The organism is Roseateles sp. P5_E8 (assembly GCF_054177665.1).
The window spans coordinates 125,243-145,780 of sequence record NZ_JBGCUM010000002.1 but is presented as its reverse complement, the minus strand read 5'-3'; the positions used below and the strand labels follow the sequence as shown (position 1 = coordinate 145,780).

Genomic DNA, 20,538 nt, shown 5'->3' with positions numbered 1-20,538 from the left:
GTCAGCGGACGACGGCGGTCGGTGCGAGCTCGTGGGCGCGCTTGGCCGCGGCATCGAACTGCGGGCCGAAGGGCGGGCGCTTCAGGTAGCGGCCCTTGCCGGCTTCAGCGCGCAGATCACCCTTGGCGAACACGACGCGGCCCTGGCTGATGGTGTGGCTGGGCACGCCCTGCACGGTGCGGCCCTCGAAGAGGTTGAAGTCGTTCCTCGAGAACTGCGTCCTGGCGCTCAGCGTCTTGCTGCCGGCCGGGTCCCACAGCACGAGATCGGCGTCGGCACCCTCGGCGATGACGCCCTTGCGCGGGTACATGTTGAAGAGCTTGGCCGCGTTGGCCGACGTGATGGCGACGAACTCGCTGGGCGTCAGGCGGCCGGAATTGACGCCGGCATCCCACAGCACGGCCATGCGCTCCTCAACGCCACCGCAGCCGTTGGGGATCTTGGCGAAACCGTCCTTGCCCGCAGCCTTCTGCTCGGCGCAGAAGGTGCAGTGGTCGGTGGCGGTCGTGTGCAGCTGGCCGCTTTGCAGGCCGCGCCACAGGAACTCCTGGTGGATCTTGGGGCGGAAGGGCGGGCTCATCACATAGGCGGCGGCCTTGGCGAAATCAGGGTCGCGGTAGACGCTGTCGTCGATGAGCAGGTGGCCGGCCAGCACCTCGCCGTAGACGCGTTGGCCACGGGCGCGGGCCCGGGCAATCGCCTCGGCGCTTTCGATGCAGCTGACGTGGACGATGTAGATGGGCACGCCCAGCACATCGGCAATGGCGATGGCGCGGTTGGCGGCTTCGCCTTCGACCATCGGTGGTCGCGACATCGGATGGCCTTCGGGGCCGGTGATGCCCATCTTGGCGACCTCGGCCTGCAGCAGGTAGACCAGCTCGCCGTTCTCCGCATGCACGGTCGGCATGGCGCCCAGTTCCAGCGAGCGCTTGAAGCTGTTCACCAGCGTCTCGTCGTCGCACATGATGGCGTTCTTGTAGGCCATGAAGTGCTTGAAGCTGTTCACGCCCTCCTCGCGCACGAGGGTGCCCATGTCGTCGCTGACGCTCTGGTCCCACCAGGTCACGGCAACGTGGAAGGCGTAGTCCGTCGCGGCCTTCTCCGCCCAGCCGCGCCAGGTGCGGTAGGCCTCCATCAGCGGCTGCTGCGGATTGGGGATGACGAAGTCGATGATGGACGTCGTGCCGCCGGCCAGCGCTGCCGCCGTGCCGGTGAAGAAGTCGTCCTGCGTGACGGTGCCCATGAAGGGCAGCTGCATGTGCGTGTGCGGGTCGATGCCGCCGGGCATCAGGTACTGGCCGCTGCCGTCCAGTGTCTCGGTGCCGGCGGGCGCTTCCTTCGCGGCGCGGTCGCCGAGGGCGGCGATGCGGCCGTCGATACACAGCACATCGCTGCGGCTTTCAGCGTCGGCATTGACGACCGTGGCGCCGCGGATCAAGAGAGAGGTCATGTCACGCTCCGTGTGAGCGGTTGAGATTGCGTCTTGCCGGCCATCAAGACGCCGTAGACCAGGGCGGCGAGAGCGAGGCCGATAAACCAGGCATAGGTGTACACGGCCTTGAACACGGCGCCGACCTCGGGGAAGGCGGCCGGGAAGGCAGCGTTCAGGAAGCCGGGGATGTTGGGCGCGACGCCGACGATGAAGGCAATGACGGCGGCCATGTTCCAGCCGCCGCGATAGCTGTAGCGGCCGCCCTCGACATAGAGGTCGCCGACCACCAGTTCGGTCTTGCGCAGCACGTAGTAGTCGACGATGAGGATGCCCGCCACCGGCCCCAGCAGCGCCGAGTAGCCGATGAGCCAGGTGAAGATGTAGCCCTCGGTGGAGGCCAGGATCTTCCACGGCATCATGACGATGGCGATGCCGGCCGTGAGGATGCCGCCGAGCTTGTAGCTGATCTTGCCCGGCGCCAGCGCGGAGAAGTCATACGCCGGGCCGACGAGGTTGGCGGCGAGGTTGACGCTGACCGTGTCGATCAGCAGCACGATGAGGGCGATGAGCACGGCCGCACCCGTCATGCGGCTGGCCAGGTCCACCGGGTCCCAGATCGCCTTGCCGTAGATGACGACGGTGGCCGACGTGACGAACACCGCGAGTGCGGCGAGCAGGCCCATCGGCAGGGGCAGGCCGATGGCCTGACCGACGAGCTGGTCACGCTGCGTCTTGGCAAAGCGCGTGAAGTCGGGGATGTTCAGCGCCAGCGTCGCCCAGAAGCCGACCATCGCGGTCAGCGACGGCCAGAACACCGCCGAGAACTGGCCCGCCTTCTTGCCGCCTTCCACAAACGCCGAGGGCTGATCGAGGATCGGCCCGAAGCCGCCCGCCTTGTCCCAGGCCCACCAGAGCAGCACGAAGCAGATGACGATCTTGAGCGGCGCTGTCCAGGTCTCCAGCTTGCGGATGGCCTCGATGCCATGCACGACGAACCAGAACTGCAAGGCCCAGAAGAGCAGGAAGCAGCCGAACTGCGCCGCGCTGATGCCCAGCACAGGCAGCGGGTCGCCGCCGGGCGGGTGGCCCAGCAGCACGCCGGCCAGTGTGAAGATCATCTGGCCGCCAAACCAGGTCTGGATGCCGTACCAGCCGCAGGCGACAAGTGCTCGCAGCAGAGCGGGCAATCGCGCGCCCTGCGTGCCGAAGGAGGCCCGCGCCAGCACGGCGTAGGGGATGCCGTACTTGGCGCCGGCATGGCCGATCAAGAGCATGGGCACCAGCACGATGAGGTTGCCCAGGAACACCGTGCCCACGGCCTGGCTCCAGCTCATGCCCGACTCGATGAGGCTGGCCGCCAGCGTGTAGGCCGGGATGCACATGACCATGCCCACCCACAGCGCCGCGAAGTGGTACCAGCGCCAGGTCCGCTGGGCGGCCGTCGTGGGAACGAGATCGGGATTGCTCAGCGTTGGGTCGGTCATGGTGATGTGCTTCCTTCGTGATCAGGTGTTCTGCGGGAAAGCAAATTGCGGACCCTTGGGCAGGCTGTCCGGCCAGCGCTGCATGACGGCCTTGTGCTTTGTGTAGAAGCGCACCGCCTCCGGTCCGTAGGCGTGGTGGTCACCGAACAGGCTGCGCTTCCAGCCGCCAAAGCTGTTGAAGGCCATGGGCACCGGCAGCGGCACGTTGACGCCCACCATGCCGACCTGGATGTGGTGCACGAACTCGCGCGCCACGTGGCCGTCGCGGGTGAAGATGGCCACACCGTTGGCGTACTCGTTGGCTTCGATGAGTGCTATTGCCGCGGCCAGGTCCGGCACGCGCACGACGCAGAGCACGGGGCCAAAGATCTCCTCGGTGTAGCAGCTCATGCCGGCCGACACGCCGTCCAGCAGCGTGCCGCCGACGAAGAAGCCGTCCTCGAAGCCGGCCACGCGGTGGTTACGGCCATCGACGACGGCCCTGGCACCGGCGGCCACGCCTTCGCCGATCAGCTTCTCCACACGCTGCTGCGAGGCGCGCGTGATCAGCGGGCCCATCTCGATGCCGGCGCCATTCCCTTCGCCGATCTTCAGCGCGGCGACCTTGGGCGCGAGTGCCGCGACCAGCGCGTCGGCCGCATCACCCACGGCCACGGCCACCGAGATCGCCATGCAGCGTTCGCCGGCCGACCCGTAGGCCGCGCCCATCAGCGCGTCCACGGCCTGTTCCAGGTCGGCGTCGGGCATGACGACCATATGGTTCTTCGCGCCGCCCAGCGCCTGCACGCGCTTGCCGTGGGACGAGCCGACCTTGTAGATGTGCTCGGCCACCGGCGTGGAGCCGACGAAGCTGACCGCGGCGATGCCGGGGTGGGCCAGGATGGCGTCGACGATGTCCTTGTCGCCCTGCACGACGCTGAAGATGCCGTCGGGCAGGCCGGCGTCCTTCAGCCATTGCGCCATCAAGAGCGACGCCGACGGGTCGCGCTCGCTGGGCTTCAGGATGAAGGCATTGCCGCAGCCGATGGCCAGCGGGTACATCCACATGGGCACCATGGCGGGGAAGTTGAACGGCGTGATGCCGGCCACCACGCCCAGCGGCTGGCGCGTGCTCCAGGCGTCCAGCCCGCGCGCGATCTGCTCGGTGTACTCGCCCTTCAGCAGCTGCGGCATGGCGGTCGCGAACTCGATGTTCTCGATGCCGCGTGCCACTTCGCCCAAGGCATCGGGCATGGTCTTGCCATGCTCGCGCACGAGGGCAGCGGCCAGCTCCTCGCGCTTGTCCTGCACGATGGACAGGAACTTGAACAGCACGCGCGAGCGAGCCAGCGCGGGCGTCTGACCCCAGGCTTTGGCGGCCTTGGTGGCGCTGGCCACCGCCGCGTCCAGATCGGCCACGCTGCCCAGCAGCAACTTGCCTTGCACGGCGCCCGTAGCGGGGTTGTGGATGTCCTGCTGGCGCGCGCCGCTGCCGCTTGAAATGGCGCCGTTGATCCAGTGGCCGACTTCGTAGTGACTCATCTCAGTTCCTTCAAGCGCATCCGGCACTCATCGGGTTGTTCGGGTGCGTCGTCCAGTTGGCATAGCTGCCATCGATGACGCGGCCCGTGCGCGCATCGGTCTCGCCCGGCTGCAAGGCGCGCATCGTGATGGTGCCAGGGACGGGGCAGATCGACACGCACAAGTTGCAACCCACGCACTCGGCGTCGTTGACCTCGAAGTGGCGTTGGCCGTCCTTCATCGCAAAGATGGCCTGGTGCGAGGTGTCCTCGCAGACGACGTGGCAGCGGCCGCACTTGATGCAGCTGTCCTGATCGATGACGGCCTTCTCGACATGGTTCAGGTTGAGCTGGTTCCAGTTCTTCACGGTCGGCACCGCGAGGCCGCGGAAGTCCTCGATGGAGGCATAGCCCTTCTCGTCCATGAAGGTGTTCAGACCCGAGCACATGTCCTGCACGATCTTGAAGCCGTAGACCATGGCCGCCGTGCACACCTGCACCGTGCCGCAGCCCATGGCGATGAACTCGGCCGCGTCGCGCCAGGTGGTGATGCCGCCTATGCCCGAGAGCGGCATGCCTGCGGTGGCCGGGTCGCGCGCGATCTCGGCCACCATGTTCAGCGCGATGGGCTTGACCGCCTGGCCGCAGTAGCCGCCGTGCGAGCCCAGGCCGTCGGTGACGGGGCTCATGGTCATGCGGTCCAGGTCCACGCCCATGATGGAGTTGATGGTGTTGATGAGGCTGACCGCATCGGCGCCGCCGGCATGCGCCGCGCGGGCCGGAAAGCGCACGTCGGTGATGTTGGGCGTGAGCTTGACGATGACCGGCATGTGCGTGTGCTTCTTGCACCACTCGGTCACCTGCTGGATGTACTCCGGCACCTGGCCCACGGCCGAACCCATGCCGCGCTCGCTCATGCCGTGCGGGCAGCCGAAGTTCAGCTCCACGCCGTCGGCGCCGGTGTCGGCCACCTTGGCGAGGATGTCCTTCCAGCTCTGCTCGTTCACCGGCACCATCAGCGACACGACCATGGCGCGGTCGGGGAAGTCGCGCTTCACGCGGCGGATCTCGTCGAGGTTGATCTGCAGCGGCCGGTCGGAGATCAGCTCGATGTTGTTGAAGCCGATGACGCGGCGGTCCTGGCTCCACAGCGTCGCGTAGCGCGGGCCGTTGACGTTGACGACCGGCGGGTCCTCGCCCAGCGTTTTCCACACGACGCCGCCCCAGCCGGCCTCGAAAGCGCGGCGCACGTTGATCTCCTTGTCGGTCGGCGGGGCCGACGCGAGCCAGAAGGGGTTGGGGCTCTTGATGCCGAGGAAGTTGGTGCTCAGGTCAGCCATGGCTGGCCTCCTTGTCGAGATGGCGGGCGGTACTCAGGCCCAGGGCCCGGTCGATGCTGGCGGCGGCGCGTTTGCCGTGCTCCACCGCTTCGACGGTCAGGTCGCGGCCGCCGGCGCGGCAGTCACCGCCGGCCCAGACGCGGGCCAGGCTGGTCTGGCCGTCGTCGTCGGTCTTGATGCGGCCGGCTTGCAGCTCGATGGCCGTGCCGGCCGGTACCTCGTAAGTCTGGCCGATGGCGCGCAGCACCAGGTCGGCCTCGATGAGGAACTGCTCGCCGGTGTCGACGAGCTGGCCGTTTTCAAGTTTGGTCGCCGCAAAGCGCATGCCGCGCAGCACGCCGCTGTCGGCCTCGATGCCTAGCGGCCGCGCCCAGCAGCGGATGGTCACGCCGTTGGTCTGCGCCCAATGCTGCTCGTGCGTGGAGGCCGACAGGCCGTCCGGCCCGCGCCGGTAGACCATGGTGACTTGCTCGGCGCCCAGCAACCGGCTCTGCACGGCCGCGTCCACGGCCGTCATGCCGCCGCCGATGACCACGACCTTGCGGCCCACCGGCACGATTTCCGGCGCGCTCTGGCGCAGCTCGGCGATGAAGTCGACGGCGTTGCGAAGACCGGGCAGCTCGGGCTCGGCAAGGCCCAGCGCGTTGACGCCGCCCAGGCCCAGGCCGAGGAAGACCGCGTCGTATTCAGCCAGCAGGCCGTCCAGCGTCATGTCGCGGCCGAGTCGACAGTTCAGCTTGGGTGTGATGCCGCCGATGGACAGCAGCCAGTCGATCTCGCGCTGCGCAAAACCGCCGGCCACCTTGTAGGTTGCCAGGCCGTATTCGTTCAGGCCGCCCAATTTCGGTGCGGCGTCGAACAGGAAAACGTCGTGTCCGCGCCACGCCAGGCCGTGTGCGGCGGCCAGCCCGGCCGGCCCGGCGCCGACGACGGCGATGCGCCGGCCAGTCGGCTGTGCGCGCTCGAACAACGGTTTGGCTCCGGGATTGGCGAAGTGACCCTCCACCGCAAAGCGCTGCAACAGGCCGATCTCGACCGGTTTGCTCTCGTTGGTGTTGCGCACACAGGCCTGCTCGCACAGCACCTCGGTCGGGCAGACCCGGGCGCACATGCCGCCCAGCGGGTTGGCCGTCAGGATGGCCTCGGCCGCGCCGCGCACGTTGTCCTGCGCCACGCGCTGGATGAAGGCCGGGATGTCGATGCCCGTGGGGCAGGCCGTCTGGCAGGGCGCGGCGTAGCAGTAGTAGCAGCGCTCGGCCTCGATCAAGGCCTGCGTGCGGTTCAGCGGCGGGTGCGCATCGGCAAAGTTGCGCTCGTACTCGGCCGGTGCGAGGCGGCCGGACTTCAGGTCGGCAAGGTCCACGGGCTTCTCCCTGTAGAAAACACCCAAACATTACTACCCTGTAAAACTTGACCTAAGCGTAAAAACCCGCAGCAAGCGCTTGGTGCGCGCCCGTCAGAATCCGGTGCATGAGCGTGACAACCGCAGTACGTACCCCCCGCGCCGCCACCCTGCGCAAGCAGGAGGCCATCCTGATTGAAGCCGAACACCAGTTTGCGCGCTTCGGATTCGAAGGCGTCAGCCTCGACAGCATTGCCGCCGCACTGGATTTGTCGCGGCAGAACCTGCTCTACCACTGGCCCAGCAAGGAAGAGCTCTACCGCGCCGTGCTGGACAGCGTCATGGGCGAGTGGATGGCCAGCATGTCGGCCATCGCCGAGGCCGACGAGCCCGAGGCGGCGATCCAGGCCTATGTGCAGGTCAAGCTGCGCTTCAGCCGCGAGCGGCCCAGTGGCAACGCTGTCTTCACGCGCGAGATCATGGCTGGCGCGCCGCGCTACCAGGACGTGCTGAAGGCCCAGGTCATGCCGCTGCTGCACGCCGACGTGGCCCGCTTCGAGGGCTGGGCGGCCGAGGGCCGCGTGCGGCGCCTGGACTTCACGCACCTGATGTTCCTGATCTGGTCGTCCACCCAGGCCTACGCCGACCTGGGGCCGCAATTCGCGCTCTACATGGGCAAGCCGGCGCTGGATGAAGAGGACTTCGAGCGCGCCCGCGTGCTGATCACCAGCCTGATCTGGGGCAGCCTGGAAATTCCCAGCTAGGGCGACCCATCTCAGTTTTCCATCCGCGTTCGCGGCACTCGCGACGCATGAAACGAATGCGGAAATGCAACCACAGAGACACTGAGGCACAGAGAAATGCGTTCTCTGTGCGGCCTCTGTGTCTCTGTGCCTCTGTGGTTGCCTTCGAGTTTCACTTCAGCCCGCGCCCGGCGCGGATTCGTCGTGCATCACCCAGCGGCCCTTGCCGGCGCGTTTGCCGGCCAGCATGGCCCGGTCGGCCAGGGTAAGTAGCGTGCTGGCATCGCGGCTGTGGCGGGGGTACATGGCCACGCCGATGCTGATGCCGACCAGCGCTTCGGCGCCGCCCGGCAGCGCGATGGGCGCCTCGAAGGCGTCGAGCAGGCGGTTCAGCGCGTGCTGCTCGTCGTACAGCCCGCTGAGCTGGTTCAGCACCAGCACGAACTCGTCGCCGCCGATGCGGGCCACCACGTCGTTGCCGCGCACGCTGGCGCTCAGCCGCTCGGCGGTGCCGCGCAGCAGCGCGTCGCCGGCGTCGTGGCCCAGCGTGTCGTTGACGGCCTTGAAGCCGTCCAGATCCAGGTAGCAGATCGCCAGCCAGCGGTCGTTGCGCTGCGCGTCGCGCTGCAGGAAGGCCAGGCGTTCCAGCAGCAGCTGGCGGTTGGGCAGGCCGGTCAGCATGTCGTGAAAGGCCAGGTGCCGGGCCTGCTCCTCGCTGTGCTTGATGGCGGTGATGTCCGTCATCAGCCACACGGACTCGCCGTCGGGCAGCGCGCTGCCGCTCAGGTCTATCCAGATGGGGCGGCCGTCCTTGCGGCGCATGCGCAGCTGGCTGCGGTAGCTGTTCGTTGCGGCCAGGCGCTGGTAGCCGAGGCCGACCTGGACATAGGACTCGTCGTCCAGGTAGAGCAGGCGCGACGGCGTGCCGCTCAGCTCGCCCGGTTCGTAGCCGAACAGCCGGGCCAGCGCGGCGTTGTGCCAGACCTCCTGCCGCTCGTGCAGCTTGACCATGCCCACCAGCTCGTTGTCCAGCAGCGCGCCGCGCTCGGCGGCCAGCGCCGAGATCTGCGCCCGCGCACGCACCTGGCGCGCCTGGGCGCGATAGATGACGGCCGAGGCGGCGACGACGATCGCCGCCAGCAACAGCAGCAGGCCGCCCAACTGCGCCATCTGGCGCCACCAGGGGGCGAAGAAGTCCTCGGTCGCCAAGCCGACCTGGATCAGCAGCGGATGCTGGCCCACCTGGGTGTAGGCGGTGACCCGTTCCACGCCGTCCAGCATGCTGCGCGCGACGTAGCTGCCCTGGGTCGGGTTGACCTTCAGCGCGGCGTGGAAGGCGTCCGACACCTGGGCCAGGCCCAGCCGCGCCTCGGGGGTGCGGTCCTGCGGCGAATATCTGGCGATCAGCCGCAGCGAGGTGGAGCGCAGCACGACGACGCCCTGGCTGCCCACATCGGTGAGCCGGAAGTCCTGCACGAGGCCGTCGGTGCCGATGCCGCCATAGACCACGCCGATGAAGCGGCCCGCCTCGTCCAGCCGGGCGCGCGCAAGGATCAGCCCCCAGCCCTTCTTGAGCCGGCCCTGCAGCGGCTCGGAGATCGCCAGCCGCGTCGGATCAGCGCGGGCGGCCTGAAAGTAGTCGCGGTCCGCCATGGAGACGCTGCTGGGACCGTCGGCATCGGGGTTGAGCACGCGGCCGTCGGCATCGGTGATGCGCAGCGCCGTCAGGGACGGCACCAGCGCGCGCTGCGCGTCGGCGATGCGCGTCAGCTCGCCGGCCGGCGCCGGCCCGGCGGCGCGCAGCCGGTCCACTTGGTTGCGCGTGGACAGCAGCGAGTTGTCGACCAGTTGGAGGGTCGAGGCCACGCGCAGGCTCAGCGTGCGGGCCAGGTCGGCTGCGCTGGCGCGGCCACGCTCCTGCTGCGCGCGGTAGCTGGCCGAAATGACCAACAGCGCGGCCAGCGCAATGAGGGCCAGCAGCAGCAGATTGCCCAGGATCAGATAGCGCCTGAAGCGCTTGAGATCGGCGGTCAACTGCGGCGCGGCGTTCTGCGGCATGAGGTCAGGAACGGCCGTCAACGCGGCCAGCCGGAGTCTCGCGCCGTGCGTTCCTGCTCGGCGTTCAGCGCCTCGCCGGCCATCAGGTCGTCCACGGCCGCCAGCACGGCCGGTGGCAAGGCGCTGGCGGCCTGGCGCATGCCGCCCGCCGGCGCTGCGGTGGCGGCGACCTGTTGCAGCGCCCAGGCGCCATCGGGCTCGCGGCAGGCCAGGCCGGCCGAGGTGGTGGTCGAGAAGCTGCGGCACCAGCGGCCGTCCCTGGCCTTGAAGCTGATTTGCGTGGCCACCGCAGCCGGGCCCGTTGCAGGTGCGCTGGCGAGCTGCCGGTCCAGCGCCGTGGCGATCGCGCCAGACGCCAGCAACCGGTCGTCGCCACCGGGCGGCGCGAGGCGCGTGCCGATCAGCGTGCCCAGCACCAGCGTGGCCGCCATGCCGCCCCAGGCGGCCCAGCTGGACATGGCACGGCCCTTAGCTTGAACCTTTGCCCGCACCGCGCCCAGGTCCACGACCTGTGGCGCCGGCTCGGCCAGCAGCGCCTTGAGGCGGTCCGGCACGGRCTCGCTCAACACACCGTCAAAGGCGGCCGAGAGGCGCTGCCGCTCGGCCTTCAGTTGCTCTTCATTCAAATTCATGGCCACTCTCCCAGCAACTCTTGAAGCGCCTCGCGGGCGCGGGCCACGCGACTTGTGATGGTGCCGATGGGCACGCCCAGCGTCTGTGCCGCTTCTTGATAACTCAGGCCCTCGACGAGCACGAGGCCCACCACGGTGCGGTGCTCCTCGCTCAACTTGGCCACGGCCTTGCGCACGAGGATGGCGTCGAGCTGCGAGCCCGTGGCCGAGCCGTCGCCGACATGCTCGCCTTCCTCCTCGGGCAGGAAGGTCTGGCCGCGCCGTTCACGGGCACGCAATTCATCAATCCACGCGTTCTGCATGATGCGAAACATCCAGCTGTCCAGGCGCGTTCCAGGCGCCCACTGGTCGGTGCGGGTCAGGGCCTTCTCGATGGCGACCTGCACGAGGTCGTCGGCGTCCTCGGGGGAGCGCGCCAGCGTGCGACCGAAACGGCGCAGCCGTGGCAGCAGGGCGGCGATCTCCTGGCGAAGCTCGGGAAGGGAATCAGGCATCGATACATGGACAACGGACGAGGCATGGATTTTCTTCCCTGCCTCGCTCGTTATCCTCACAAACAGCCTGTGAGTTCCATGAAAACTGCCCTTGTTCTGTCCCTGAGCCTGACTCTGGCCGCTTTCGGCGTGCCGGCCCAGGCCCAGCTGCGCCTGCCGCAATTGCCGCAGTTGCCAGGCGTGTCGCGCCTGCCGGGCGTCCTGGACCGCGTCGCCCAGCCCCTGCCCGAGATCCTGTCGTCCACGACGCGACTGCTGGACCAGCGCGTGACGAATGTGCGCGACCTGCTGCGCCGCCACCCCCAGCTCATCGAGGCCGACCCCGCCGGCGAACTCATCCGCCGCCAGGAGTTGTTGCTGGTGTCGCCCAGCGAAGCCGCGCTGGCCGCCGCCGCCGCACTGGGCCTGACACAGCTGCGCGACGAGGACTGGCCCGAGCTGGGCCTGCGTGAGGTCGTGCTGCGCGTGCCGGCGGGCTTGGACACGGCCGAGGCGCTGGCCCGGCTGCGCGCGGCCCAGCCCGACCTGCAGGCGGATTTCAATCATCTCTATTCACGCAGCGGCGAGGTGGCGGCCGGCTCCGGTGCTGCATCGACGCCGCAGCGTGGCCCCATCCGCGTTGGCCTCATCGACGGCGGCGTGGACCGCCGGCACGCGGCCCTGCGCCACGCCACCGGCGGCAGCTTCGGCTGCGGCGGCAGCGCGCTGCCCAGCGAGCACGGCACGGCCGTCGCGTCCCTGCTGGTCGGCCGTGAGCGCGGCTTTGCGGGCGCGTCGCCGAAGGCCGAGCTCTTCAACGCCGATGTCTACTGCGACAAGCCCGACGGCGGTTCGGCCGAGGAGGTCGTGCGCGCGCTCGCCTGGATGGCGCGCGAGCGCGTGGCGGTCGTCAACCTCAGCCTCGTCGGCCCGCAGAACCGCCTGCTGGAGCAGGGCGTCGCGGCGCTCGTCAAGCGTGGCCACTTGCTCGTGGCGGCCGTGGGCAACGACGGCCCCGCCGCGCCGCCGCTGTTCCCGGCGGCCTATGCCGGCGTCGTCGGCGTGACCGGCGTGAACGCCTCGCGCCGGGTGCTGCCCGAGGCGGCGCAGGGTCCGCAGGTGATGTGGTCGGCGCCCGGCGCCGAGATGGCCGTGGCGCGCAGCGGCGGTGGCTATGGCGTGGCACGGGGCACCTCGTTCGCGGCGCCTTTGGTGGCGGGTTTGCTGGCGGTGGAGCTGCGCGAGCCGGATGCGGCGCTTGCGGCGGCGGCGGTCGAGCGACTAGCTGCGGCGGCCGTGGATCTGGGCGCCCCGGGGCGCGACCCGGTCTACGGGCGCGGGCTGCTTGCCGAGGATTTGCGCGTGGTGCCCGAGCAATTGCAGGCGCGTCAGTCGCGCTGACACAAAGGGTTGCAATCGGGCTGGGAAGGATGTTTCGACGACGGTCGTTGTACTCAGTGAAAGGGCCGGAAAGGCTGGCTCTTCCAAGACAACCATCCTGGAGATTCACCATGTTTGCAACCCGTCGCACCGTTCGTACCACCCTCAGCGCCGTCGCCATCGCCGCCGGCCTCATTGCTGCCAACGCCCACGCTGCCGGCCTGCTTGGCGGCGGTGCCGGCGGTGGCCTCACCGGCGGCTTGACTGGCGGCCTGAACGGCGCACTGTCGCCCCGCCAGCTGGACGTCGGCGGCAACGCCGCCGGCTCGGCCAACGCCAACGGCTCCCTGCTCAAGGGCACCGTCGACAAGACCAAGACCCAGGTCGGCGACGTGAAGCAGGGCGTGACCGACAAGGCCGGTGATGCCAAGACCGCCGTGCAGGGCAAGGTCGATGATGTGAAGTCAACCGCCACCGACAAGCTGGGCGACGTGAAGTCCACGACCGGCGACACGGTCGGCAACGTCAAGACGACCGCCCAGGGCCTGAAGGATCAGGTCGGTGCCACAGCCGCCAACGGCTCTGGCAGCGCCAGCGGCAGCCTGACGGGTGCCCTCAGCGGCACGGCCAACGGCATCAACGGCAACCTGGCCGGCCAGGGCAGCGGCGCGTTGAACGGCTCGCTGAGCCAGGGTGCGATGCCCGCCACCACCACGCCGGCCACGCCCGCTGTTCCCGCCGCGCCGACTGCGACGGCACCTGCCACGCCGACCGCGCCCGTCGCAGCCACGACACCCGCTCCCGCCACGCCCGCCGCTGCCACCACCGCCAGCAACAAGGGCCTGACCAGCGCCGTCAGCACCCAGGCCACCGGCCGCAACGGCCAGGCCTCGGGCAGCGCCTCCGCCAAGGCCTCGCGCGCCGACCGCTCGGTGGCGCTGGACGCCTCGGCCGGCGGCTCGGCGCAGCGCTGATCCTCTGATCCGCCTTCACCGTGACTGAGCAGGGCGGCCCTCGGGCCGCCCTTCCTCATCGTCTCGCGGCGAGGACTGCCAACACTTCGGGCAGCGGCCGCATCTGCTTTCCCGGCGTGCGCGCCAGCTCCGACCGGACGTTCATCAGGTATGGCCTGTCGAAGCGGCTGTCGTCGTAGAGGTGGATGTCCAGCGTCCGCAGGTTGAAGACGGCGGAGAAGATGGTCCTGACGTTGCTGATCCAGCCGGGCTTCTGGTGCGTGGCCGCCAGCACGCCGGCCATGAAATCGGGCGTGGGCGGGCTGGCGGTGGAGAAGCCGCTGAAGCGCCCCTCGGCGGTCAGCTGCCGCGGCGACAGCCACCGCATGAGAGCCGCGTCGCGCAGGTTGAAGTTGGTGGAGACCAGATAGCCTCGGCGCCTGTCGATGCGCGTGAACGTCAGCCGGCCATCCGCGCCCGGGTGGATGACGGCGGCGTCGCCGCTGCGGTCGGCGACGTGGATCTGGTAGGCGATGGACGGGCCCCAGTCGTAGCTGAAGTAGCGCGTCAGCAGCTCGCTGACCGTGCCTACCTCGCGCATCAGTTGCACGAGCGCCCACTCCTGCTGCGGCGTCGTGCCGGGCACGGCGGTGAGCTTCTCTTCGGGGATGGCGTTGATGCTGTAGGCGAGCCCTTGCTCGTTGATGCCCATCTGCATGACGAGTGGCAGCGTATCGGTCGGCGTGGCGACGAAGACGACGCCGTACCTGCCCGTCGTGTCGGTCACCAGATAGGCCTTGTTGGGCGGCTGGTCTTCGTTGGCGGCGAGGAAGACGGTCTCGCCGGCCGCGGCGGTGACGATGGTGCAGGCTGCCGCGTTGCCGGCCAGCAGCAGGGCCGCGAGCAGCGTCTTCATCGTTATCATCCGCGCCGCTTCAGGCGATACATCGCAATGCCGCTGCACAGCACCGTGAACCCCAGCAGCACGGCAAAAGCCATCTCCGGCCCGATGAAGCGGAACTTGTCGACACCACCCGCCGCGAAGACGAGCTGGTTGAGGTGGAACTGCGGCCAGAACGGGGCCTGGAAGTACATGGACTTGGGCAGCGGGAAGAACACGCCCGACAGGTAGAGCCCCGGCAGGTAGAGCAGGTGTGCGTAGGCCGGCGCGGCGGTGCCGTTGGCCAGCGTGCCCACCATCAACCCCAGCGCGCAAAAGGGGATGGCGCCCGCGATGAGCACGGCGCTCATGGCGGCGAGCTGGCCCGTGCTCAGCATGGTCTGGCCGCTGACGGCCGTGACGACGAGGATGGGCAGGTAGGCGATCACACCCGTGACGACGCCGGCGGCTATCTTGGCCGTGAGCCAGGCGCCGGGCGGCGCGGGCTGGGCGCGCTTGAGGGTCAGCAGGCCCTGCTCCCGCTCCATGGCGATGGACGGGCAGGTGGCGAACACGGCGGCCATGGTCACGGCCATCAGCGAGAAGCCGGAGAACATGAAGCGCGCGGCGTCCGGGTCCTTGGCGGTCTGCTCGCCGGCCACCGCGAAGGCGAACAGCAGGTAGAGCGCCACGGGCAGCACGAACATCGGCAGCGCGAAGGCCGGCGAGCGCAGCAGGCGCAGCAGTTCGAGGCGGATCTCGACGGCGTAGGGCGACGCCGCGCGCCGGGTTGCCGCGATGGGCAGGGGTTGGGTCAAGGTGGTCATGCGGCCTCCTGAGTGAGTGCGTTGAATGCGTCGTTGAGCCCGGCCTGCTTCACTTCCAGGCGCGAGAGTTGGGGGTCGGCCGCGAGCAGGCCGCGCACGACGGTTTCGGCGTCGGTGGCGACGATGTGCAACTGCGCCTGGTCGGTAGACACGTCGACGACGCCGGGCCAGCCGCGCACCTCGTTGGCGGCCACCGTCGTCTCGCAGCGGATGTGCCGGCGCGAGACCAGCGCGCGCATTTCCGGCACGCTGCCCGAGGCGATGACGCGGCCCTTGGCCAGCACCGCCACGCGCGTGGCCAGCGCCTCGGCTTCCTCCAGGTAGTGCGTCGTCAGCAGGATGGAGCAGCCCTCGCGCAGCAGCGCGCGGATGTTGTTCCACATCACTTCTCTGGCCTGGATGTCGAGGCCCACGGTGGGCTCGTCCAGGAACAACACGCGGGGCTGGCCGCAGATGGCGATGGCGAACTGCACCTGGCGCTTCTGGCCGCCGGAGAGCTTGCCGTAGGGCCGGCTCGCCAGCGCCGTGATGCCGGCGCGGTCCAGCGCTTCCTTCACGCTCAGCGGTCGTTGGTAGTAGCTGGCGGACAAGGCCACCAGCTCGTGCACCTTCAGGTCTTTCGGCAGCTCGACGTCCTGCATCATGACGCCCAACCCCTGGCGCCGCGCGATCTCCTGCGGCGAGCCGCCGAGCAGCTTGACGATGCCGGCATCGGCGTCGTGCAGGCCCAGCCACAGCGAGATGGCGGTGGACTTGCCGGCGCCGTTGGGGCCAAGCAGCGCGAGCAGTTCGCCGCGCTTGAGTTCCAGGTCGACCGTGGTCAACGCCTCAAGCTTGCCGTAGCGCTTGGATACCCCGCAGAGGGACGCGACGACCTCGTCGTCTGCCTGCACTTCGACGGGGGCATCTGCAACGGCGTGGCGCGGATAGGCGCGGCCATTGAGCAGCTTGCCGATGACCGTCGAGCGCACCAGCCAGTGATAGCTCAGCAGCAGGACGGCCAGGCTGCCCAGCACGACGACCGGGTACTTGATGCCCCAGTGCAGCGGCCAGTCGCCCACCCAGACCTGCATCGCCATGACCAGCGGCAGGTGCACCAGGTAGATCCAGTAGGACGCATCGGCGACGTAGCGCAGGGCCGGGCTGTGGCCCGAGAGGAAGCGCAGTGCCAGGCCCGTGATGGCGAAGCTCCAGGACCAGGCGGAGGTGACGAAGGACAGAGCGAAGATCAGCTTGGGCGTGTCGGGCATGCCGAAGGGCGGCTGGGTCTTCAGGACGTAGAGGCAGACGGCCGAGGACACCGCAGCCAGCGCCAGATGCAGCGGCCAGCGCGCGCCCAGCGCAGTCAGCGCACCCGGAGCGCGATGCACCAGCCAGCCGAACGCGAAGGCCGTGCCGAAGCCGATGGTGGCGGGCAGTTGCGGGATCAGCGACTGGTCGGGCGTGGGGATGCCGACCCAGGGCATCCACATCGGCAATGACAGCAGGCTTGCCGCCAGCGGCAGGCCCAGCATCAGCGCCCCGGCCGGCCAACGCACTGCGCCGGTGACGACGCGGTCCAGCAGCCTGCGCAACACCTGGCCCCGGTCCAGCGCCGCGATGGCAGCACGCATCAGCAGCGCACCGGCATACAGCCACAGCAGCTGGTACAGGAACCACAGATGGAACAGCGGCAGCGCGCCGAAGGTCTTGGGCATCTCCGGCGGCGCGGGTGGCGCGCCGTTGAAGACCTTCTGCATGCCCAGTCCCCACACGAAGATGATGGCGACGAACAGCAGCGGCCAGGCAACGACCATGGGCACCGCGATGCGCTTGCCGCGGTTGGCCCAGAAGCCGGCGGTGCCCTGCCGCTGATGCAGCAGCCGGGCGAAGTAGCCGGCGATGAAGAAGAACAGCGTCATGCGGAAGCTGTGCGCAACGAAGCCCGCGTCGCCCAGGAAGGCGCTGGGCGAGTTGTCGCTCATCGCCCACATGCCTTTCGGGATGCCGGGGATGAAGGACATGCTCGCGTGGAAGGCAACGCCCAGCAAAAGGGCAAAGCTCCGCACTGCGTCGAGGGCGTGCAGCCTCTCGCCGTTGGGTTGGGTGTTCATGAACGTTCCTTAGAGGAAGTCGCGGCGCCGTGCCGCGAAGACGAGAGGCAAGGCCAGCGCGATCAGCGCGATCACCAGTTCGGCGGCCAGCAGCAGCCAGAACGTGGTGTTCCAGACGGGCTCGGGCTTGCCCATGTAGGCGCCCAGCTCGGGGATGCGACCGATGCCCATCATGAAGAGGGACACCGACATATTGGTCAACACGATGACGCCGCCCATGCCCGCCTCGGAGCTGACGTGCAGCACGGCGCACAGCACCACCGAGAAGTTCATCAGCAGGAAGACGCACAGCAGCACCGTGTAGGGCAGCAGGCCGTCCGCAATGCCGGGCATGGCGAGCACAAGCGCCACGGCGCCGGCACTCAGCAGCGCCCAGGGCAGCACAAAGCAGGCGAGCAGCCCGAGCAGCTTGGCGCGCACGTAGTCGGCGGGCGACAGCGGCAGGCTGAGGATGAAGAGCAGCGAGCGCTCCTTGCGCTCGGTGGCGACGCCGAACAGTGCCAGCATGACGCCCAGCGCGATGATGGCCGTCAGCCAGACGAGGAAGCCGATGTTGAAGCCGAAGTCGCCGCTGGCCGCCGGCAACAGAGAAGCGAGGCCGGCGCCGGTGACGCCGACGAGCAGCCAGCGGTAGAGGTAGAGCTCCTTGGCAATGAGCTTGCGGGTGATCAAGTTCATGACGTGCTGGCCTCCCGGCTGTGCATGACGGTGGCGACGAACACTTCTTCCAGGCTCATGCGGTGCACTTCCTGCACCGGCGCGCCGAGGCGGGTGAGAAAGTCGTCGTTGAAACCGTCGATGGTCAGCGTGACGTTGGGGCCGTCGATGTCGCGGTGGACGATCTCTGGCAGCTTCCAGTCGGGGGCGCCTTCCGGCAGCCGCAGCCGCAGCGTGCGCCAGCGTTCGAGGAAGTCCTCCTTGTTGTTGGAGGCCACCACGCGGCCACGGTCGATGAAGGTGATGCGGTCCGAGATGCGCTCCACATCCACCGTGTTGTGCGACGAGAACAGGATGGAGCGGCTGTCGTCGCGCAGCACGTCCATGAACTCGGTCAGCAGCTCGTGGCGGGCGACCGGGTCCAGCCCCGACGTGGGTTCGTCCAGCACCAGCAGGCGCGGGCGGCGGGCCAAGGCCAGCAGCAGCAAGGCCTTCACCTGCTCGCCGGTGGACAGGCTCTTGGCCGTCTGGCCCGCGTGCAGGCCGAAGCGCTTCAGCAACTGGGCCGCGTAAGCCGCGTCCCAGCCGGGGTAGATGGCCGCGACGAAGTCCATATGCCAGGCCAGCGTGGCCTGTGGCAGCAGCTTCATGTCGTCGCTGACGAAGCCGACGTCGGCCTTGGCGGCGGCCTGTTGGCGCGGCATGTCGTGGCCCAGCAGGCGGATGCTGCCGGCGTCCGCCGTGAGCATGCCCATCAACAGTCGGATGGTGGTGCTCTTGCCGGCGCCGTTGGGGCCGACGAGACCCATGATCTGGCCCTGCTCCAGGTCCAGCGTCACGTCTTCCAGCGTGAAGAAGCGGAACGCCTTGCGCACGCCGTTCATTTCAATGACCTTGGCGCTCATTCCGTTGGCTCCTGTGTGTTCAGCGCGTTGCGCAGGCGGTCAATCAGTTCGGGCTCGGGCATGGCCAGCGACCGGGCGATCTCGCCGGCCGCGCTCAGGTGGGTGTCGAGCTGAGCCAGGCGCATGTCCATGGCCAGGCCTTGCGCGTCGGCCACGAACGAGCCCTTGCCGTGGCGGGTGACGATGACGCCTTCGGACTCCAGGTCCAGGTAGGCGCGCTTCACGGTGATGACGCTGACCCGCAGGTCCGCCGCCAGTGCGCGGATGGACGGCAGCTCCAGCCCCGCCGGCCAGTCCCCGGCGGCGACGCGCTGGCGGATCTGCTCCACGATCTGGAGGTACATGGGCCTCGCGTCGGTCTGCGAGATAAAAAGGCTGCTGTGCATAATGTGTATACACAGAATATATGCACAGTTCGGCGAATGCAAGTGCCGGAATGCAAAAGGCGACCATTGGCCGCCTTGATGCTGATGTCAGCCGGTGCTCAGAGCTTGAGCAAGGCCTCGAGATTGACGCGCAGCTTCAGCTCGGTCGGCGCCAGGCTGGCAGCAATCGCCTGTGCGGCCAGCCGCGTGTCGCGCGGCACCGGGTTGCTCAGCGGGCTGCCGCTCTTGCCGATCAGCGCGGCCACCAGCGGCTCGTTGGCGCTGAAACCGCGCTTGAAGACGATGCCGATCTCGCCGTTGGCCAGGCGCACGATGCTGCCTGGCGGGTAGAGGCCCACTGTCTTGATGAGGGCGGCGCCGGCCTCGTCGGGCTGGCCCAGCTCATCCAGGAAGACGGCGCGGGCGGCGGCGGCACCGCTCATCGCGGTGCGGCTGCGGCGCGGCGACAGGCGGGCGCCGAAGAGGTCGATGCGGCGCAGCAGTCGGGCCAGCCTCTCGCCATCGCTGCGGTTGCTCAAGGGGCCTGGGCCGGCCTCGTGGTGTAGGCGGACGGCGGTCAGCCAGACCTGATCGGTCACGCCGGCCTGGGCCAGGCGCTGCGCCGCGTGATCGCCGTGGGCGGCCAGGGCCTGGCGCTGGGCGGCCGAGGCGGGGTCCACCTGGCTGGCCAGGCGGTCATGCGCGGCGCCGGCGCCGTAGTTCATCGTCAGCGCAGCACCCTGCAGGGCTTCGCTCAGATGCGGGGCCAGCTGCAGTTGGCGGGCGACGAGATCGCACAGCAGCAGCGTCAGCAGCGCATGCCGCGCGCTGTAGTCGCCGAACTCCTGGCTGCTCTCGAAGACGTGCAGCATCAGCGTCGCGTCGGGGTGGGCGTGCAGGCGCTTCAGCGCGGCGTCGCGCAACTGCGCCACGCGGGCGGGGAAGTCGACAGGTTCGGGCTCGCGCAGCAGGCTGTGCGTGCGCAGCAGCAGGTCCGACCAAGCCTCGCGCGGGCCTTGCTCGGCCTTGGGGGCATTGGGCGCCTCCAGGCGAAAGCTGGTGTCGGCCTTGACGATGTCGGACAGCGGCACGCCCTGCATGACCAGCGTGTCCAGCTTGTGAGCCAGCGCGCGCTGGTACTCCATCGTGTCCTCGCTCATGACCCACGCGCCGCCGTCGACGAGGGCACGCACCAGCGGCGAGTCGCGCAGGATCTGGCCGCGCGCGAACATCAGCTTGCCGCTGGCATCAAAGATGTCGTAGGGCAGCGTCATGCCCAGGCGCAGCGTGCGGGCGGGGAGGTGGAAGAGTTCTGAAGGCATGAATCGGCGATTCTGTAACGGCCTTCGCCAGGAGCAAGCGCTTCTTGAGCGACGGCGAAGGGCCGGCTGCGTAGAATTCCCGGCTCATCCGAGGAGCGCTGCGAGGTTTTCCCCAGGCTCGGATCGTTTCCAACGGCGCTCATCGATCTCCCG

18 protein-coding genes and 1 riboswitch are annotated in these 20,538 nt (G+C 68.9%); of the genes, 3 read left to right on the top strand and 15 right to left on the bottom strand.

Annotated features, from left to right (window positions below; genetic code table 11):
* Position 1: 1 nt before the first annotated feature.
* From hydA to ACXRVZ_RS01945, 5 genes are read right to left on the bottom strand one after another with little or no spacing between them, the layout of a single operon-like run.
* Positions 2–1,450, bottom strand: coding sequence for a dihydropyrimidinase (gene hydA, locus ACXRVZ_RS01965; RefSeq protein ID WP_457419032.1), 1,449 nt, complete (start codon positions 1,448–1,450; stop codon positions 2–4).
* On the bottom strand, positions 1,447–2,916 hold the full coding sequence (locus ACXRVZ_RS01960) for an NCS1 family nucleobase:cation symporter-1 (RefSeq protein WP_458232160.1): 1,470 nt from the start codon (positions 2,914–2,916) through the stop codon (positions 1,447–1,449). The genes hydA and ACXRVZ_RS01960 overlap by 4 nt, the downstream gene beginning before the upstream one ends.
* 21 nt (positions 2,917–2,937) lie before the next feature.
* Positions 2,938–4,437 (bottom strand): CoA-acylating methylmalonate-semialdehyde dehydrogenase, encoded by a 1,500-nt coding sequence (locus ACXRVZ_RS01955; RefSeq protein WP_457419028.1) that lies wholly within the window; start codon positions 4,435–4,437, stop codon positions 2,938–2,940.
* Positions 4,438–4,447: 10 nt separating this feature from the next.
* Positions 4,448–5,755 (bottom strand): NAD-dependent dihydropyrimidine dehydrogenase subunit PreA, encoded by a 1,308-nt coding sequence (preA, locus tag ACXRVZ_RS01950; RefSeq protein WP_457419026.1) that lies wholly within the window; start codon positions 5,753–5,755, stop codon positions 4,448–4,450.
* Complete coding sequence (locus ACXRVZ_RS01945; RefSeq protein ID WP_457419024.1) at positions 5,748–7,118, bottom strand: NAD(P)-dependent oxidoreductase; 1,371 nt, start codon at positions 7,116–7,118, stop codon at positions 5,748–5,750. Before ACXRVZ_RS01945 ends, preA begins: the two co-directional genes overlap by 8 nt.
* A gap of 107 nt (positions 7,119–7,225) precedes the next feature.
* On the opposite strand from ACXRVZ_RS01945, the gene ACXRVZ_RS01940 reads away from it, so the two are divergent.
* The gene (locus ACXRVZ_RS01940; RefSeq protein WP_457419022.1) at positions 7,226–7,861 is read left to right on the top strand and encodes a TetR family transcriptional regulator C-terminal domain-containing protein; all 636 of its coding nucleotides are present in this window, start codon (positions 7,226–7,228) and stop codon (positions 7,859–7,861) included.
* Positions 7,862–8,017: 156 nt separating this feature from the next.
* Here ACXRVZ_RS01940 and ACXRVZ_RS01935 read toward each other — a convergent pair whose 3' ends face one another.
* From ACXRVZ_RS01935 to ACXRVZ_RS01925, 3 genes are read right to left on the bottom strand one after another with little or no spacing between them, the layout of a single operon-like run.
* On the bottom strand, positions 8,018–9,898 hold the full coding sequence (locus ACXRVZ_RS01935; protein WP_457419020.1) for a diguanylate cyclase domain-containing protein: 1,881 nt from the start codon (positions 9,896–9,898) through the stop codon (positions 8,018–8,020).
* Positions 9,899–9,915: 17 nt separating this feature from the next.
* Positions 9,916–10,530 (bottom strand): hypothetical protein, encoded by a 615-nt coding sequence (locus ACXRVZ_RS01930; protein ID WP_458232159.1) that lies wholly within the window; start codon positions 10,528–10,530, stop codon positions 9,916–9,918.
* Positions 10,527–11,024, bottom strand: a complete 498-nt coding sequence (locus ACXRVZ_RS01925; RefSeq protein WP_457419016.1) for an RNA polymerase sigma factor — start codon at positions 11,022–11,024, stop codon at positions 10,527–10,529. Before ACXRVZ_RS01925 ends, ACXRVZ_RS01930 begins: the two co-directional genes overlap by 4 nt.
* A 78-nt stretch (positions 11,025–11,102) precedes the next feature.
* Here ACXRVZ_RS01925 and ACXRVZ_RS01920 point away from each other — a divergent pair, with 78 nt between their 5' ends.
* Together ACXRVZ_RS01920 and ACXRVZ_RS01915 are read left to right on the top strand one after the other, a co-directional pair.
* Entirely contained in the window at positions 11,103–12,404 is a 1,302-nt protein-coding gene (locus tag ACXRVZ_RS01920; RefSeq protein WP_457419014.1) for a S8 family serine peptidase, read from the top strand.
* Between the two features lie 110 nt (positions 12,405–12,514).
* Positions 12,515–13,357 (top strand): hypothetical protein, encoded by an 843-nt coding sequence (locus ACXRVZ_RS01915; protein ID WP_457419012.1) that lies wholly within the window; start codon positions 12,515–12,517, stop codon positions 13,355–13,357.
* A 55-nt stretch (positions 13,358–13,412) separates the two neighbouring features.
* Here ACXRVZ_RS01915 and ACXRVZ_RS01910 read toward each other — a convergent pair whose 3' ends face one another.
* The 7 genes from ACXRVZ_RS01910 to ACXRVZ_RS01880 form a co-directional block, all read right to left on the bottom strand.
* The gene (locus tag ACXRVZ_RS01910; RefSeq protein ID WP_457419011.1) at positions 13,413–14,252 is read right to left on the bottom strand and encodes a hypothetical protein; all 840 of its coding nucleotides are present in this window, start codon (positions 14,250–14,252) and stop codon (positions 13,413–13,415) included.
* A gap of 5 nt (positions 14,253–14,257) precedes the next feature.
* On the bottom strand, positions 14,258–15,043 hold the full coding sequence (locus ACXRVZ_RS01905; RefSeq protein WP_457419009.1) for an ABC transporter permease: 786 nt from the start codon (positions 15,041–15,043) through the stop codon (positions 14,258–14,260).
* Complete coding sequence (locus ACXRVZ_RS01900) at positions 15,040–17,136, bottom strand: ATP-binding cassette domain-containing protein (protein ID WP_457419007.1); 2,097 nt, start codon at positions 17,134–17,136, stop codon at positions 15,040–15,042. The genes ACXRVZ_RS01905 and ACXRVZ_RS01900 overlap by 4 nt, the downstream gene beginning before the upstream one ends.
* Positions 17,137–17,145: 9 nt before the next feature.
* Positions 17,146–17,814 (bottom strand): ABC transporter permease, encoded by a 669-nt coding sequence (locus tag ACXRVZ_RS01895; RefSeq protein WP_457419005.1) that lies wholly within the window; start codon positions 17,812–17,814, stop codon positions 17,146–17,148.
* Positions 17,811–18,698, bottom strand: coding sequence for an ABC transporter ATP-binding protein (locus ACXRVZ_RS01890; protein WP_457419003.1), 888 nt, complete (start codon positions 18,696–18,698; stop codon positions 17,811–17,813). The genes ACXRVZ_RS01895 and ACXRVZ_RS01890 overlap by 4 nt, the downstream gene beginning before the upstream one ends.
* Positions 18,695–19,042: a GntR family transcriptional regulator gene (locus tag ACXRVZ_RS01885; RefSeq protein WP_457419001.1), complete on the bottom strand. Its 348-nt coding sequence runs from the start codon at positions 19,040–19,042 to the stop codon at positions 18,695–18,697. Before ACXRVZ_RS01885 ends, ACXRVZ_RS01890 begins: the two co-directional genes overlap by 4 nt.
* A 140-nt stretch (positions 19,043–19,182) precedes the next feature.
* Entirely contained in the window at positions 19,183–20,385 is a 1,203-nt protein-coding gene (locus tag ACXRVZ_RS01880; protein ID WP_457418999.1) for a hypothetical protein, read from the bottom strand.
* A gap of 84 nt (positions 20,386–20,469) precedes the next feature.
* Positions 20,470–20,533, top strand: a riboswitch (S-adenosyl-L-homocysteine riboswitch).
* The last annotated feature ends 5 nt before the right edge of the window (positions 20,534–20,538 follow it).

Coding starts and splice junctions, on each gene's coding strand:
- ACXRVZ_RS01960 (WP_458232160.1), bottom strand. CDS start 2,916: ATGACCGACCCAACGCTGAGCAATCCCGATCTCGTTCCCACGACGGCC.
- ACXRVZ_RS01905 (WP_457419009.1), bottom strand. CDS start 15,043: ATGACCACCTTGACCCAACCCCTGCCCATCGCGGCAACCCGGCGCGCG.
- hydA (WP_457419032.1), bottom strand. CDS start 1,450: ATGACCTCTCTCTTGATCCGCGGCGCCACGGTCGTCAATGCCGACGCT.
- ACXRVZ_RS01935 (WP_457419020.1), bottom strand. CDS start 9,898: ATGCCGCAGAACGCCGCGCCGCAGTTGACCGCCGATCTCAAGCGCTTC.
- ACXRVZ_RS01880 (WP_457418999.1), bottom strand. CDS start 20,385: ATGCCTTCAGAACTCTTCCACCTCCCCGCCCGCACGCTGCGCCTGGGC.
- ACXRVZ_RS01940 (WP_457419022.1), top strand. CDS start 7,226: ATGAGCGTGACAACCGCAGTACGTACCCCCCGCGCCGCCACCCTGCGC.
- ACXRVZ_RS01920 (WP_457419014.1), top strand. CDS start 11,103: ATGAAAACTGCCCTTGTTCTGTCCCTGAGCCTGACTCTGGCCGCTTTC.
- ACXRVZ_RS01900 (WP_457419007.1), bottom strand. CDS start 17,136: ATGAACACCCAACCCAACGGCGAGAGGCTGCACGCCCTCGACGCAGTG.
- ACXRVZ_RS01885 (WP_457419001.1), bottom strand. CDS start 19,042: ATGTACCTCCAGATCGTGGAGCAGATCCGCCAGCGCGTCGCCGCCGGG.
- preA (WP_457419026.1), bottom strand. CDS start 5,755: ATGGCTGACCTGAGCACCAACTTCCTCGGCATCAAGAGCCCCAACCCC.
- ACXRVZ_RS01895 (WP_457419005.1), bottom strand. CDS start 17,814: ATGAACTTGATCACCCGCAAGCTCATTGCCAAGGAGCTCTACCTCTAC.
- ACXRVZ_RS01915 (WP_457419012.1), top strand. CDS start 12,515: ATGTTTGCAACCCGTCGCACCGTTCGTACCACCCTCAGCGCCGTCGCC.
- ACXRVZ_RS01910 (WP_457419011.1), bottom strand. CDS start 14,252: ATGAAGACGCTGCTCGCGGCCCTGCTGCTGGCCGGCAACGCGGCAGCC.
- ACXRVZ_RS01925 (WP_457419016.1), bottom strand. CDS start 11,024: ATGCCTGATTCCCTTCCCGAGCTTCGCCAGGAGATCGCCGCCCTGCTG.
- ACXRVZ_RS01890 (WP_457419003.1), bottom strand. CDS start 18,698: ATGAGCGCCAAGGTCATTGAAATGAACGGCGTGCGCAAGGCGTTCCGC.
- ACXRVZ_RS01955 (WP_457419028.1), bottom strand. CDS start 4,437: ATGAGTCACTACGAAGTCGGCCACTGGATCAACGGCGCCATTTCAAGC.